14 protein-coding genes are annotated in these 14,204 nt (G+C 65.8%); 9 read left to right on the forward strand and 5 right to left on the reverse strand.

Features of this window, described 5'->3' with window-relative positions; all coding sequences use genetic code 11:
* Positions 1-222: 222 nt before the first annotated feature.
* From N2602_RS22330 to N2602_RS22345, 4 genes are all read left to right on the forward strand, one after another.
* Positions 223-1,170 carry an aspartate carbamoyltransferase catalytic subunit gene (locus tag N2602_RS22330; RefSeq protein WP_197952821.1) on the forward strand — a complete coding sequence of 316 codons (948 nt, stop codon included), beginning with the start codon at positions 223-225 and terminating at the stop codon, positions 1,168-1,170.
* Between the two features lie 5 nt (positions 1,171-1,175).
* Entirely contained in the window at positions 1,176-2,477 is a 1,302-nt protein-coding gene (locus N2602_RS22335; RefSeq protein WP_260383697.1) for a dihydroorotase, read from the forward strand.
* Between the two features lie 44 nt (positions 2,478-2,521).
* A complete protein-coding gene (gene plsY, locus N2602_RS22340) occupies positions 2,522-3,118 on the forward strand; it encodes a glycerol-3-phosphate 1-O-acyltransferase PlsY (protein ID WP_260379418.1) in 597 nt (198 codons plus the stop codon).
* A 212-nt stretch (positions 3,119-3,330) separates the two neighbouring features.
* A complete protein-coding gene (locus N2602_RS22345) occupies positions 3,331-4,530 on the forward strand; it encodes a patatin-like phospholipase family protein (RefSeq protein ID WP_260379419.1) in 1,200 nt (399 codons plus the stop codon).
* Here the strand turns inward: N2602_RS22345 and N2602_RS22350 are convergent.
* The gene (locus N2602_RS22350) at positions 4,522-5,766 is read right to left on the reverse strand and encodes an amidase (RefSeq protein ID WP_260379420.1); all 1,245 of its coding nucleotides are present in this window, start codon (positions 5,764-5,766) and stop codon (positions 4,522-4,524) included. The genes N2602_RS22345 and N2602_RS22350 overlap by 9 nt on opposite strands.
* A gap of 91 nt (positions 5,767-5,857) precedes the next feature.
* On the opposite strand from N2602_RS22350, the gene dprA reads away from it, so the two are divergent.
* Positions 5,858-7,000 carry a DNA-processing protein DprA gene (gene dprA, locus N2602_RS22355; RefSeq protein ID WP_260379421.1) on the forward strand — a complete coding sequence of 381 codons (1,143 nt, stop codon included), beginning with the start codon at positions 5,858-5,860 and terminating at the stop codon, positions 6,998-7,000.
* Between the two features lie 83 nt (positions 7,001-7,083).
* Here the strand turns inward: dprA and N2602_RS22360 are convergent, their stop codons facing one another.
* Entirely contained in the window at positions 7,084-7,536 is a 453-nt protein-coding gene (locus tag N2602_RS22360) for a helix-turn-helix domain-containing protein (RefSeq protein WP_260379422.1), read from the reverse strand.
* Positions 7,537-7,619: 83 nt separating this feature from the next.
* Between N2602_RS22360 and N2602_RS22365 the strand changes: the two genes are divergently transcribed.
* Positions 7,620-8,228 carry an FMN-dependent NADH-azoreductase gene (locus tag N2602_RS22365; RefSeq protein WP_260379423.1) on the forward strand — a complete coding sequence of 203 codons (609 nt, stop codon included), beginning with the start codon at positions 7,620-7,622 and terminating at the stop codon, positions 8,226-8,228.
* Between the two features lie 63 nt (positions 8,229-8,291).
* On the opposite strand, the gene N2602_RS22370 is transcribed toward N2602_RS22365, so the two are convergent.
* Both N2602_RS22370 and N2602_RS22375 read right to left on the reverse strand, forming a co-directional pair.
* Positions 8,292-8,474, reverse strand: a complete 183-nt coding sequence (locus tag N2602_RS22370; RefSeq protein WP_172783394.1) for a hypothetical protein — start codon at positions 8,472-8,474, stop codon at positions 8,292-8,294.
* 155 nt (positions 8,475-8,629) lie between these two features.
* Positions 8,630-9,403, reverse strand: coding sequence for an SDR family oxidoreductase (locus N2602_RS22375; protein WP_260379424.1), 774 nt, complete (start codon positions 9,401-9,403; stop codon positions 8,630-8,632).
* Positions 9,404-9,524: 121 nt separating this feature from the next.
* Between N2602_RS22375 and N2602_RS22380 the strand changes: the two genes are divergently transcribed.
* Both N2602_RS22380 and N2602_RS22385 read left to right on the forward strand, forming a co-directional pair.
* Positions 9,525-9,992: a helix-turn-helix domain-containing protein gene (locus N2602_RS22380; protein ID WP_260379425.1), complete on the forward strand. Its 468-nt coding sequence runs from the start codon at positions 9,525-9,527 to the stop codon at positions 9,990-9,992.
* Between the two features lie 146 nt (positions 9,993-10,138).
* Entirely contained in the window at positions 10,139-10,720 is a 582-nt protein-coding gene (locus tag N2602_RS22385; RefSeq protein WP_260379426.1) for a flavodoxin family protein, read from the forward strand.
* A 269-nt stretch (positions 10,721-10,989) separates the two neighbouring features.
* Here N2602_RS22385 and N2602_RS22390 read toward each other — a convergent pair whose 3' ends face one another.
* Positions 10,990-11,133, reverse strand: a complete 144-nt coding sequence (locus tag N2602_RS22390) for a hypothetical protein (RefSeq protein WP_257187439.1) — start codon at positions 11,131-11,133, stop codon at positions 10,990-10,992.
* 323 nt (positions 11,134-11,456) lie between these two features.
* Here N2602_RS22390 and topA point away from each other — a divergent pair, with 323 nt between their 5' ends.
* The gene (gene topA / locus N2602_RS22395) at positions 11,457-14,204 is read left to right on the forward strand and encodes a type I DNA topoisomerase (RefSeq protein WP_260379427.1); all 2,748 of its coding nucleotides are present in this window, start codon (positions 11,457-11,459) and stop codon (positions 14,202-14,204) included.

Raw genomic sequence — 14,204 nt, forward strand, 5'->3', positions numbered from 1 at the left:
CGGTCGCGAGCGCAGCAACATTGCGCGCCAGTCGATTAAAATACCGCATGCTCGTCATGATCCAGCCCGTGACGCAACGAACGGCACGAGTCTAGCGCAAAGCGGCTGCCCCGAACACAGGCGGGACGGCGCCCGTCCCGGCGGCAAAGCGCCGTGGATAAGTCCTGCGGCGGGATTTGAAGCTTGCTCCCCCAGCCGTCCGCCCCTATAGCTCTGCTTTTAATGACATCGAAATCGACCTTCGTCCTCGGCCACCGGCATTTGCTGGGCATCGAGGGCCTTTCCGCGGCCGACATCAGCGGCCTCCTCGACCTGTCCGAAGAATACGTCGAGCTCAACCGCCAGGTTGACAAGAAGCGCACCGTCCTGCGCGGACGGACGCAGGTGAACCTCTTCTTCGAGGCCTCCACCCGGACCCAATCCTCGTTCGAGCTCGCCGGCAAGCGGCTGGGTGCCGACGTCATGAACATGTCGGTCGCCTCCTCGTCCATCAAGAAGGGCGAGACGCTGATCGACACCGCGATGACGCTCAATGCGATGCACCCGGACATCCTGGTGATGCGCCATCACGCCTCCGGCGCGGTGGAGCTGCTGGCGCGCAAGGTCGACGGTTCCGTGATCAATGCCGGCGACGGCGCGCATGAGCATCCGACCCAGGCGCTTCTCGACGCACTCACCATCCGGCGCAACAAGGGCCGGATCGAGGGCCTCGTGGTCGCGATCTGCGGCGACGTGCTGCATTCGCGCGTCGCCCGCTCCAACATCATCCTGCTCAACACGATGGGCGCGCGCGTTCGCGTCGTCGGTCCGTCCACGCTCTTGCCGCCCGGCATCGAACGGATGGGCGTCGAGGTCGCGCGCGACATGCGCGAGGGTCTCAACGGCGCCGACATCGTCATGATGCTGCGGCTGCAGCGCGAGCGCATGAACGGCTCCTTCGTGCCGTCGTCGAGCGAATACTTCCACTATTTCGGGCTCGACCAGAAGAAGCTCGCCTACGCCAAGCCGGACGCGCTCGTGATGCATCCCGGCCCCATGAACCGCGGCGTCGAAATCGACACCGCGGTCGCCGACGGTGCGCAATCCCTGATCCGCGAGCAGGTGGAGATGGGCGTCGCCGTGCGCATGGCGGTGCTGGAAGCGCTCGCCCGTAACCTGCCGAACGCGTGATGCCGATGTTGACCGATCGCCGCCCCATCCTGCTCGCCAATGCCCGCGTCGTCGATCCCTCCAGGGATTTCGACGGGGTCGGCGACGTCCTGATCGCCGACGGCACCATCCGCGAGACCCGCCGCGGCATTGGCGCTGCCGGCGTCCCCGAGGGCACCGACATCGTCAACTGCGCCGGGAAGATCGTCGCCCCCGGCCTGATCGACATGCGCGCCTTTGTCGGCGAGCCCGGCTTCAGCCACCGCGAGACCTTCGCCTCGGCGAGCCAGGCGGCCGCAACCGGCGGCATCACCACCATCATCTGCCAGCCCGACACCTCGCCGGTGATCGACAATTCGGCGACGGTCGATTTCGTGATGCGCCGCGCCCGCGACACCGCGATCGTCAACATCCAGCCGATGGCCGCCCTCACCAAGGGCATGCACGGCCAGGAGATGACCGAGTTCGGCCTGCTCAAGGCCGCGGGCGCCGTCGCCTTCGGCGATGGCGCCAGAAGCGTGATCAATGCGCAGGTGATGCGCCGCGCGCTGACCTATGCGCGCGATTTCGACGCGCTGATCGTGCATTACACCGAGGACCCCGATCTGGTCGGCGAGGGCGTCATGAACGAGGGCGAGTTTGCCTCGCGGCTCGGCCTGATGGGCATCCCCAATGCCGCCGAAGCCGTGATGCTGGAGCGCGATCTGCGCCTCGTCGCCCTCACCGGCGGCCGCTACCACGCGGCGTCGCTGACCTGCATCGATTCCCTCGACATCCTCCAGCGCGCCCGCGATGCCGGGCTCGCCGTCAGCGCTTCGGTCTCGATCAACCATCTGGCACTGAACGAGAACGACATCGGTCCTTACCGTTCGTTCCTGAAGCTGTCGCCGCCGCTGCGCACCGAGGACGACCGCCGCGCCCTGGTGGCGGCGATCGGCTCCGGCCTGCTCGACGTCATCATGTCCGACCACAATCCGCAGGACGTCGAGGGCAAGCGCCTGCCGTTCGCGGAAGCCGCCCCCGGCGCCATCGGGCTCGAGACCATGCTGCCGGCCGGCCTGCGGCTGGTGCATAATGGCGAGATCGAGCTGAAGACGCTGATCCGCGCGATGTCGACCCGCCCCGCCGAGCTGCTCGGCCTGTCGGGCGGAACCCTGCGTGCCGGCAGCCCGGCCGACGTCATCGTGATCGACCCCGACGTGCCCTGGGTGGTCGATCCCGCCGACCTCAAGTCGCCCTGCAAGAACACCCCGTTCGACGAAGCCCGCTTTACAGGCCGGGTGGTGCGCACCATTGTCGGCGGACGAACGGTGTATGAGCATGTCTGAGCTGCGGATTCGTTCGACCTGGATGGGCCTTTGGAGACGCCGCCATGGGGCTTGAACCGTTTCTGCCGGTGGCTTTCGTCATCGGCTATCTGCTCGGCTCGATTCCATTCGGGCTGATCCTGACCAGGCTCGCGGGCACCCAGGACATCCGCTCGATCGGCTCCGGCAGCATCGGCGCCACCAATGTGCTGCGCACCGGACGCAAGAGCCTTGCCGCGGGCACCCTGCTGTTCGACGCGCTCAAGGGCACCGCGGCGGTGATGATCGCCGGCTACATCGCAGGCCCCAATGCCGCGATGGTGGCGGGGCTCGGCGCGTTCCTCGGCCATCTCTTCCCGGTCTGGCTCAAGTTCAAAGGCGGCAAGGGCGTGGCGGTCTATATCGGCATCCTGCTCGGGCTGTTCTGGCCGGGCGCCGTCGTGTTCTGCCTGCTCTGGCTGGCGACCGCCTTCACCACCCGCTATTCCTCGCTGTCGGCGCTGGTGGCGGCATTCATCACGCCGATATTCCTGTGGTGGTTCGGTCACCTCGCATTGTCGGCGCTGGCAGCGGTGCTGACGCTGCTGTTGTTCTACGCGCATCGCGAGAACATCAAGCGGTTGCAAGCAGGCAAGGAAAGCCGGATCGGCGAGAAGGCCTAGAGCGTTTTCGAGCGAAGTGGATGCCGGTTCGCGTCAAGAGAACGCGTCAAACGAGAATCTGAAGCCGGAAAAAGTACGGATACCGCCGCACCTCTTCCGCATTATATGCGAATTCCTGTTCGCAATTGTCCTGCGAGTCACGGCAGGCTGTAGCGAACGGGTTCCATGCCTGTCATCCTGACACGGGAAACGGCATTAGGCGGTTGCTCAGAATGAGCGAGAAGATTGTCGGCGCGAATGACGGGATCGGTTCGCTCGGTGCTTCCGGCACCGCGGCAAGCCGGCTGCTCTCGGCGACCAATATCTGGTCCGACGCGCCCACTCCTGTCCCTACTTCACGGCCAGCGCCGCAGCCGGAGCTCGCCGTTAAACCCCACGCTCCGCTCGATGTCGTCGTCACCAAGGCTGCACCGGTCGCGCCCGCGCAGGCGCGTTCCGACCAATGGCCGCCGCGAAGACTTTCGCTGGCGCTGCAGGGCGGCGGCACCTTTGCCGCCTTCACCTGGGGCGTGCTGGAGCGGCTGCTGGAAGAGACTGATATCGAGATCGACACCATCAGCGGCGCCAGCGCCGGCGCGATCAACGCGCTGCTGCTTGCTTGCGGCCTGGCCGAAGGCGGCCGCGAAGGCGCCCGGTCGCGACTGAGCCGGTTCTGGGTCCGGCTGATGCACGAGGCCTCGTTCCGCTCGCTGATGCTGATCGGCGGCTTTTCCCCGGCGGGAAGCTCGGTCGCATTCGGCCCGACCCTGCGCTCCGGCCAGTTCGATCCGTTCGATCTCGATCCGCTGCGGCAGGCGGTCTGCCGCGACATCAACTTTTCCGTCCTGCGCGCTACGCGGTGCCCGAAGCTGCTGATCGCGGCGACGCGGATCCGCGACGGGCAGCAGCAGGTTTTTGGCAACGAGGCCATCACCGCCGACGTCGCGCTGGCCTCGACCTGCCCGCCCCTGGTCCATTGTGCGGTCGAGATCGACGGCGAAGCCTATTGGGACGGCGGCTTTGGCGGCAATCCGCCGCTGCTGCGGCTGGTGCAGCACACGGCGGCAACGGATCTGCTGCTGGTCCAGGTCACGCCGACGCGCGACAGCTACGTGCCGATCACGCTCGCCGCGATCGACCGCCGGCTCGACCAGATCGCGGCCAACGCCGCGCTCAATGCCGAGATCGCCGCGATCGAATGGGCGCAGGCCCATGCCGCGCCGTCGCTGCGGCTCTCCAGGATCGCGGCGGAAGACTCCGTTGACGGCCTGGCGCAACGCTCATCCACCGATCTCGGCCGCGGCTTCATTCGCCTCCTGCACCGGAGCGGCCGCGAAGCCGCCGAGCGCTGGCTCGGGCAAGGTGCAAGAGCCGGCGCAGCGCCCTCCGCGCCCGTTCAGGCCCCTGCTCGTTCCGAACCCGCGCTAGCCTGATTTCGCCAGCGCGTCCTCCAGGAACCAGGCCGATGTCAACGCCACAGGATCATTACCGAACCGCGCGATCACCTGCACACCGACAGGCAGGCCGCCAACCTTCAGCACCGGCACGTTGACGCAAGGATTGCCCATCAGCGTCCACAGCCGGTTGTAGCGGGGCGAGCCGGTCGAGGCGAGCTCCTTGGCCGGCGCTGTGCCCGGCGCCGAATAGGTCAGCAGCACATCGAACCCTTCGAACAGCTCGCCGAGCTCGCGACGGCCACGGCGGGCGATGCGGCGCGCATCGTCGTATTCCTTCGGTGTCAGTCCGACCGTCTCATCGAGGCTGGCGCGCAGCAGCGGCGCGATCTCGTCGTGACGCTCGGAAAACTCCCAGGCCAGCGCGCGATGCGCCTCGAAGTTCTGGATGACGGGGTGGATGCGCCAGGCTTCCTTGACCGCCTCGGGCAGATCGATGGTCTGCACCCGGGCGCCGGCCTTCTCGGCCGCCTTGATCGCAGCCTGCAAGCCCTCCTCTGCCGCCGGCTCCACGGCTTCGGCAAACTCCTGCCTGACCACGCCGATGCGCGGTGCCTTGGCTGGACCGATGCCGTCGAATTCAGTGCGGCCGGTGATCGCCAGCAATCCGCGCGCGAGATCTTCCGCGCGGCTGCCGAACAGGCCGACCGTGTCGAGTGCCCACGAATAACACTTCACGCCGATCGTCGGCAGCATCCGGAACGACGGTTTGATCGCGGCAGCGCCGCAATAGGCCGCCGGCCGGATCACCGAGCCGCCGGTCTGGGTGCCCAGCGCCAGCGGGATCATGCCGGCGCCGACGGCCGCCGCCGAACCCGAGGACGAGCCGCCGGGCGTGTGGCCGGGATTGTGCGGATTGAGCGTCGGGGTCGGATCGCTCGAGGCGAACGCAGTCGTGGTGGTCTTGCCGATGATGGTGGCCCCGGCCCGCTTCAGCATCATCACGACCGGTGCATCAGCGCGCGGCTGCCAGCCGCGATAGATCTCCGAGCCCATCTCGGTCGGCATATCGGCGGTGTCGATGATGTCCTTGATCCCGACCGCGATGCCACGCAGCGGGCCCGAGGCTTGCGCCCTCGCGGATTTGTCATGCCGGACGAAGGCGCGGACGTCCTTCTCCCTGGCTTCGATCGCCGCATGCGACTGGGCGATGGCGTCATCGGGCGAAAGCTCCCCCGCTTCGATGCGGCGCTGGAGGTCGGCAAGTGAGAGCATGGCAACATCCTTCTTATTGCGACCGCTTTTAGCATCGCAGCGAGGTCGTGCAAGCGCACGTCACTGTTGCGCAACGCCCTCAGGTTGTTCCATGCTGTCCCTACAAGGAGACGCCGTGGACGCCATCAATCCGAGCATAGAGCTGACCGAGACTGAGCGGATCGACCGCCTGCGGCTGATCCGTTCCGACAATGTCGGGCCGCGCACCTTCCGCTCGCTGGTCGATCATTTCGGCAGCCCGCGCGCCGCGCTGGAACGGCTGCCTGATCTCGCCCGCCGCGGCGGCGCGGCGCGATCGGCGCGCATCTGCAGTACGGATGAAGCGAAGGCCGAGCTCGCCGCGAGCCGCAAGTTCGGCATCGCCTGGCGTGCGCCCGGCGAGGACGGCTATCCGGCGCGGCTGGCGATGATCGACGATGCGCCGGCGCTGCTCGCCGTGCGCGGCGACACCAAATCCCTGATGCGGCCTATGATCGCGATCGTCGGCTCGCGCAACGCTTCCGGCGCCGGCCTGAAATTCGCCGGCCAGCTCGCGCGCGAGCTCGGCGAGGCCGGCTTCGTCGTCATCTCCGGGCTTGCCCGCGGCGTCGACCAGGCCGCGCATCGCACCAGCATCGAGAGCGGCACGATCGCCGTGCTCGCCGGCGGCCATGACTGCATCTATCCGCCCGAGCATGGCGACCTGCTCGCCGCGATCCTCGACCACCAGGGCGCAGCGATCTCCGAGATGCCGCTCGGCCACGAGCCGCGCGCCCGCGACTTTCCCCGTCGCAACCGGCTGATCTCGGGCGCTTCGCTCGGCGTCGTCGTGATCGAGGCGGCGCACCGCTCGGGCTCGCTGATCACAGCACGCATGGCGGCCGAACAGGGACGCGAGGTGTTCGCCGTTCCGGGCTCGCCGCTCGATCCGCGCGCCGCCGGCACCAACGACCTGATCAAGCAGGGCGCAACGCTCGTCACCGAGGCCGCCGACATCGTCAACGCGGTTCAGCCGATCATGGAGCGGCCGCTGATGCATCCCGCAGGCGAGCCGGACAGCGAGCCATTCGAAAGCGATCCGCAAGGCCATGATCGCGACCAGATCACCGGCCTGCTCGGCCCGGCCCCGATCTCGATCGACGACCTCGTCCGGATGTCCGGTGCCTCGCCCGCGATCGTGCGCACCGTGCTGCTGGAGCTCGAGCTCGCAGGCAAGCTCGAGCGTCACGGCGGCGGATTGGTGTCGCTGCTTTAGAGCATGATCCGAAAAAGTGTGCAGCGGTTTTTCGAAAAGATCATGCTCAAAAAAAGAGGCCAAAGCGCGATGAATATCGCGCTTTAGCCCTCGTTGCGCTGGTCGAATTTCGTGCGCGCGGCCTCGATCCGATCCAGATGGTCCTTCGCCCATTTGCCGAGCGCCTCGACGGGGCGCGACAGGCCGTGGCCAAGCTCGGTCAGCTCATAATCCACCCGCGGCGGGATGGTCGGGAAGATCGTGCGCGTGACGAGGCCGTCGCGCTCGAGGCCGCGCAGCGTCAGGGTCAACATCCGCTGCGAGATGCCGTTGATCATGCGCTTGAGCTCGTTGAAGCGCTTTGGCCCGTCGCTCAGCATCATGATGACGAACACGCTCCATTTGTCGCCGACGCGCGACAGCACGGAGGCGACCCCACGGCAGTCCGCATGGTTGGGATCCGGCATGGGCCTTGGATCCGGCCTTGGATCCGGCCTCGGATTTGGCCGCGGCGGAGCAGGCATTTCGATGTTCGCAGGTTTCAATGATGTGCCCATGGCTCAAAAAAGTGCGTTCTTGCGGAGATCTCGACAGTCACTCATGTAGCGCTGGTTACAAACTTATACCAGGGTGACCCCACATGAAACTCCTTCACATCGACTCCAGCGTGCTCGGCCCCCACTCCGTCAGCCGGCAGGTTTCCGCCGCCATCGTCGATCGTCTCCGGCAGGCGACGCCCTCGCTCGAGGTCGTCTACCGCGACCTGACCGAGACCCCGCTCGCCCACCTCTCCGGCTCGCATCTCGCCGCCGCGCAAGGCGCGCCTGCGCCGGCGGAACTCGGACCGGACCTTGCCGCAAGCGCGGCCGCGCTGGACGAGTTCCTGGCTGCCGACATCGTCGTGATCGGCGCGCCCATGTACAATTTCACCATCCCGAGCCAGCTCAAGGCCTGGATCGACCGCATCCTTGTAGCGGGGAAGACCTTTAAGTATGGCGCGGCCGGGCCGGAGGGGCTCGCCGGCGGCAAGCGCGTGATCGTCGCGATCTCGCGCGGCGGCTATTACGGCGCGGGCTCACCCGCCGCAGCGCTGGAGCACCTCGAAAGCTATCTGCGCGGTGTGTTCGGCTTCATGGGCATCCACAATGCCGAGTTCATCATCGCCGACGGCATCCAGGTCGGACCGGATCACCGCGAGAAAGCACTTGCGGGCGCGCTTCAGGCAGCCACCAGCCTGCACGCGGCCTGACGCCGTGCCGAAATCGGCCGCCGCCGGATTGCGCGGCGGCTGACGGCGGCACGATCCGCAACGCTAAGACCAGACGCCCTGCATGCCCAGGATCACGGCAACGAGCGAAACGAACAGGCCGATCCCGGAGAACAACGCGATGGCCACGAACTCGGCCGTGTCGGAACGCTTGGCCGGAACGGCGGGTCGTTCGGTGAAGACGCGCGGTGATGAAATCGACGCGAAAATGCGGGCCGCTTTTGTCATGATCGACCCTCCTTAGATAGTGAGTCTGTCCCCTGCCCGTAAAAAGTCTTTGCAGCTTGCGCGAAGGTTCAACGCCTCGTCAATGCATCTCAAGACGTAGGAACCGGCAGGCGCAGCCGCACTGCGCCGGCCGATTCAATTTGCGCTTGGTTTGATCAGCCGCGATAGATCGGCGCGCCGCTCGGCGAGGCCACCGCGCCGCCGTCGACGAAGATTTCCTGGCCCTGCACATGCGCGGCATCATCGGAGGCGAGGAACAGCACCGTCTTCGCAACGTGATCGGTTTCACCGATGCGGCCGAGCGGCGTCGACAGCGCAATCCGCTTCTCGAACGCCTTCTCGGCTTCGGGCGTCGCGGTCGCGGGCCCCCAGATCGGCGTGCGGATCGCGCCGGGCGCAACGACATTGACGCGGATGCCGCGCGGCGACAGTTCTGAAGCCATGATCCGCGCCATCGCGCGCACGCCGGCCTTCGCCGCGCCATAGGCCGAGTAGCCGGGAATGCCGAGCACTGAGATCACCGAGCCGTTGAGGATGATCGAGGCGTTGTCGTTGAGATGGGGTAACGCGGATTGAACGGTGAAGAACACGCCGGTCAGATTGGTGCTGATCACCTTCTCGAACACCTCTGGTGTCGCCGATCCCAGCGGCGTGCCGCCGGCGATGCCGGCATTGGCGAACACGATGTCGAACTTGCTGAATTTCTCCGCGCCCTGCTTGATCGCAGCTTCCGTCGCCGCGATGTCCGTCGCGTCGGCGGGCAGCGCGAGCGCGTTCGGCCCAAGCTCCTTCGCGGCCGCCGCCAGCGTCTCCTTGTTGCGCCCGGTGATCACCACCTTGGCGCCCTCGGCCACGAACAGTTTTGCCGTTGCCAGCCCGATGCCGCTATTGCCGCCGGTGATCAGGGCCGTCTTGTCCTTCAGTCTCACGCTCGCCTCCAGTAGTTGCATTATGAAACTACATTGCCATCTAGGGCATTCGGTTTTATAATGCAACCACACAAGCGCGTGATCCGCGCTGGCGCCGTGCGAACGCGACAGGACGGACGAAATGGTGAAACGGACGAGCTTTGCCGGCGATGCCTGCCCGATCGCGCGGTCGCTGGATGCGCTCGGCGACTGGTGGTCGCTCTTGATCATCCGCGAGGCGCTGTTCGGCGTCCGCCGCTTCGGCGAGTTTCAGAACAAGCTCGGCATGGCCAAGAACATTCTGGCGACGCGGCTGCGGTCGCTGGTCGATCACGGCATTCTGGAAACCGCCCCCGCCTCCGACGGCAGCGCCTATCAGGAATATGTGCTGACGCCGAAGGGCCGCGGCACCTTCCCGATCCTGGTCGCGCTGCGGCAATGGAGCGAGGAGTTCGATGACCGCCCTGAGGAGATCGCGACCATCCTGGTCGATCGCGAGAAGGGCCGTCCAGTGAAGAAGCTCGAAATGCACGCCGAGGACGGCCGCCTGCTCAACCCTGCCGACACCACGCTGAAGCCGCGGCCGGCGCCGCGACGAAAGTCGGCGTGATAGTCCCAAGTGGTCCTGCACCGTCATTGCGAGGAGCCCTTGCGACGAAGCAATCCAGAATCCCTCTGCGGAAAGACTCTGGATTGCTTCGCTGCGCTCGCATGACGACGTCGTGCGACTTGTACAAAGCATAAAGGGCGTCGAAGATGGCTAAATTCCCGAAAGTGGCCGCCATGCCCCTGCTCGCCATCATTTATTTCTCCATCACCGGTACCACTGAGAAGCTGGCGCATGCGGTGGCGCGCGGAGCGGATGGCATAGCGGACGTCGCGCGTTGCCGCATTACGGGCAACGACATCATGTCAGGCCGCTTCCAGAACGAGAGCTTCCTGGAAACGATCGACCACGCCAGCGCGGTCGCGTTTGGCAGTCCGACCTACATGGGCGGACCAGCGGCGCAATTCAAAGCCTTCGCAGACGCTTCAAGTGACCGATGGAGTCAGCAGCGATGGGCCAACAAGATCGCGGCCGGATTCACCACGGGCGCCTGTGTGAGCGGCGATCAGCTCCACACGCTGACCTACTTTACCATCCTGGCTGCTCTGCACGGCATGCTCTGGTGCGGTCTGGACGTCCCGGGAGGAGAGGACCCGACCGGCCGCAATCGTCTGGGCAGCCAGCTTGGACTGGCAACAAACATCATCGACGGTGCATTGCCCCACAGCGACTTGACCACCGCCGAATATCTCGGCCAGCGATTGGCCAAATTGGCAAAGAGCAACGGCTAACCACACCCGTCATTGCGAGCGCAGCGAAGCAATCCAGAGTCTTGCCGAGGTGAGATTCTGGATTGCTTCGCTGCGCTCGCAATGACGGGGTTAGAGCAGCGCGCTCGATACTATCACCGTCACCCTGAGGTGGCCGCTTCTTCAGCGGCCCCTCGAAGGGCGACGGCCCGGCTGCATCAGCGGGGCCGCTCATCCTTCGAGGCTCGGCTTGCGATGCATTCGTATCTCAAGCCTCACACCTCAGGATGACGGGAACGAAGGCCCCACCCTCACGACAGCTTGCGCCTGGTCCGTAGCCGCAGATGCTCGTCGGCCTCGAGCTGAGTCATGCCTAAGAGATAATGCAGCACATCCAGCTTGTGGCGCTCGGCCAGCTTGCGCAGGGCGCCGGTCTGCTCGGCGATGAAGGCCACGGCCTCGTCCGCGCCGCCCTCCCCCGGTTCCTCGTTGCGCGAGCCCCCCGGCGCGCCCGATCCAGCGCGCGCCCGTTTCTTTCCTGGCCTAGTCACCAGACCCCACCCGAATCCATGCCCCGACAGGACATTACGACCACATCAACCGCAACTCCAAGGTGGTATTTTGCAACTTTCTCGATATGAAACTTTTCCCATCGCGGCGGCTTTCAACACCCCACGATTTGACAGCGACCGCCTCACCACCCATGTTCGGGTCGAAACGGCCGACCCGAATCCTTTCGTTTTCGGCCCAAGATTTTCCCGTAAGTTACTGGAACTACATGAATATCGTTATCGTGGAGTCGCCGGCGAAAGCCAAGACGATCAACAAGTATTTGGGCTCGTCCTACGAGGTTCTGGCCTCGTTCGGCCATGTCCGCGATCTCCCGGCGAAGAACGGTTCCGTCGATCCCGACGCCAATTTCAAGATGATCTGGGAGGTCGACCCCAAGGCGGCCGGCCGGCTCAATGATATCGCCAAGTCGCTGAAGGGCGCCGACCGCCTGATTCTCGCGACCGACCCCGATCGCGAGGGCGAAGCCATCTCCTGGCACGTGCTGGAGGTGATGAAGGAGAAGCGCGCGCTGAAGGATCAGAAGATCGAGCGCGTCGTGTTCAACGCCATCACCAAGCAGGCGGTCTCGGAGGCAATGAAGCATCCGCGCGAGATCGACGGCGCGCTGGTCGACGCCTATATGGCTCGCCGCGCCCTCGATTACCTCGTCGGCTTCACCCTCTCCCCCGTGTTGTGGCGCAAGCTGCCCGGCGCCCGCTCGGCCGGCCGCGTGCAGTCGGTGGCGCTGCGTCTCGTCTGCGACCGCGAGCTCGAGATCGAGAAGTTCGTGCCGCGCGAATATTGGTCGCTGATCGCGACCCTGCTCACCCCGCGGGGCGATGCCTTCGAGGCACGCCTCGTTGGCGCCGACGGCAAGAAGATCCAGCGCCTCGACATCGGCACCGGCGCGGAAGCCGAAGACTTCAAGAAGGCGCTGGAAGCAGCGACCTACGCCGTCACCGCGGTCGACGCCAAGCCGGCCCGGCGCAATCCGCAGGCGCCCTTCACCACCTCGACGCTGCAGCAGGAAGCCAGCCGGAAATACGGCTTTGCGCCGGCGCACACCATGCGCATCGCCCAGCGTCTTTATGAGGGCATCGACATCGGCGGCGAGACCACCGGACTCATTACTTATATGCGTACCGACGGCGTGCAGATCGCCCCCGAAGCGATCACCCAGGCGCGCAAGGTGATCGGCGAGGATTACGGCAACGCCTATGTGCCGGATACCCCGCGTCAGTACCAGGCCAAGGCCAAGAACGCCCAGGAAGCGCACGAAGCGATCCGCCCGACCGACCTCTCCCGCCGCCCCGACAGCATGAGCCGCAAGCTCGATGCCGATCAGGCGAAGCTCTATGAGTTGATCTGGAAGCGCACCATCGCGAGCCAGATGGAATCCGCCGAGCTCGAGCGCACCACCGTCGACATCACGGCGAAGGCAGGTGGCCGCACGCTGGAGCTGCGTGCCACCGGCCAGGTCGTGAAGTTCGACGGCTTCCTCGCGCTCTACCAGGAAGGCCGCGACGACGAAGAGGACGAGGATTCCCGCCGCCTGCCCGCGATGAGCCAGGGCGAGGCCGTGAAGCGGCAGAGCCTGTCGGTCACCCAGCACTTCACCGAGCCGCCGCCGCGCTTCTCCGAGGCTTCGCTGGTCAAGCGCATGGAAGAGCTCGGCATCGGCCGTCCCTCGACCTACGCCTCGATCCTGCAGGTCCTGAAGGACCGCGGCTACGTCAAGCTGGAGAAGAAGCGCCTGCACGGCGAGGACAAGGGCCGCGTCGTGGTCGCGTTCCTGGAAAGCTTCTTTGCCCGCTACGTCGAATACGATTTCACGGCCAGCCTCGAAGAGCAGCTCGACCGCATCTCAAACAACGAGATCTCCTGGCAGCAGGTGCTGAAGGATTTCTGGACCGGCTTCATCGGCGCCGTCGACGACATCAAGGATCTGCGCGTCGCGCAGGTGCTCGACGTACTCGACGACATGCTGGGCCAGCACATCTATCCGCCCCGCGCCGATGGCGGCGATATCAGGCAATGCCCGAACTGCGGCACCGGCCGGCTGAACCTGAAGGCCGGCAAGTTCGGCGCCTTCGTCGGCTGCTCGAACTATCCGGAATGCCGCTACACCCGTCAGCTCGCCGCCGACGGCGAAACGACCGCGGACCGCTCGCTCGGCCAGGACCCCGAGACGGGTCGCGACGTCTGGGTCAAGGCCGGCCGCTTCGGCCCCTATATCCAGCTCGGCGAGCAGAAGGATTACGAGGAAGGCGAGAAGCCCAAGCGCGCGGGCATCCCCAAGGGCACATCGCCCAGCGACGTCGACCTCGAGCTTGCGCTGAAACTCTTGTCGCTGCCGCGCGAGATCGGCAAGCATCCGGAAACCGGCCAGCCGATCATCGCCGGCCTCGGCCGCTTCGGACCGTTCGTGAAGCACGAGAAGACCTATGCGAGCTTAGAGGCCGGCGACGAGGTGTTCGACATCGGCCTCAACCGCGCGGTGACGCTGATCGCCGAGAAGGTCGCCAAGGGCCCGAGCCGCCGCTTCGGCGCCGATCCCGGCAAGGCGCTCGGCGATCATCCGACGCTCGGCACCGTCACCGTGAAGAGCGGCCGCTACGGCGCCTATGTCACGGCCAGCGGCGTCAACGCGACCATTCCGGCCGAGTTCGAGAAGGACACGATCACGCTGCCGCAGGCGATCGCGCTGATCGACGAGCGCGCGGCCAAAGGTGGCGGCAAGGCCAAGAAGGCTGCAAAGCCCGCCAAGACCAAGAAGGCTGCGGACGGCGAGGACGCCGCACCGAAGCCGAAGAAGCCGGCTGCGAAAAAAGCCGCGGCCAAATCCAAATCCGAATCCACCAGCAAGGCGCGCGCTCCCGTGCCGTCGACCGCCAAGACTTCTGCTACAAAGACGTCGCCGACCAAGGCAGCCGCGACCAAGGCTCCGGCCAAGAAGAGTGCCGGCAAGAATTAG

Origin of the sequence: Bradyrhizobium sp. NC92, assembly GCF_025200865.1 — a bacterium.
GTDB lineage: Bacteria > Pseudomonadota > Alphaproteobacteria > Rhizobiales > Xanthobacteraceae > Bradyrhizobium.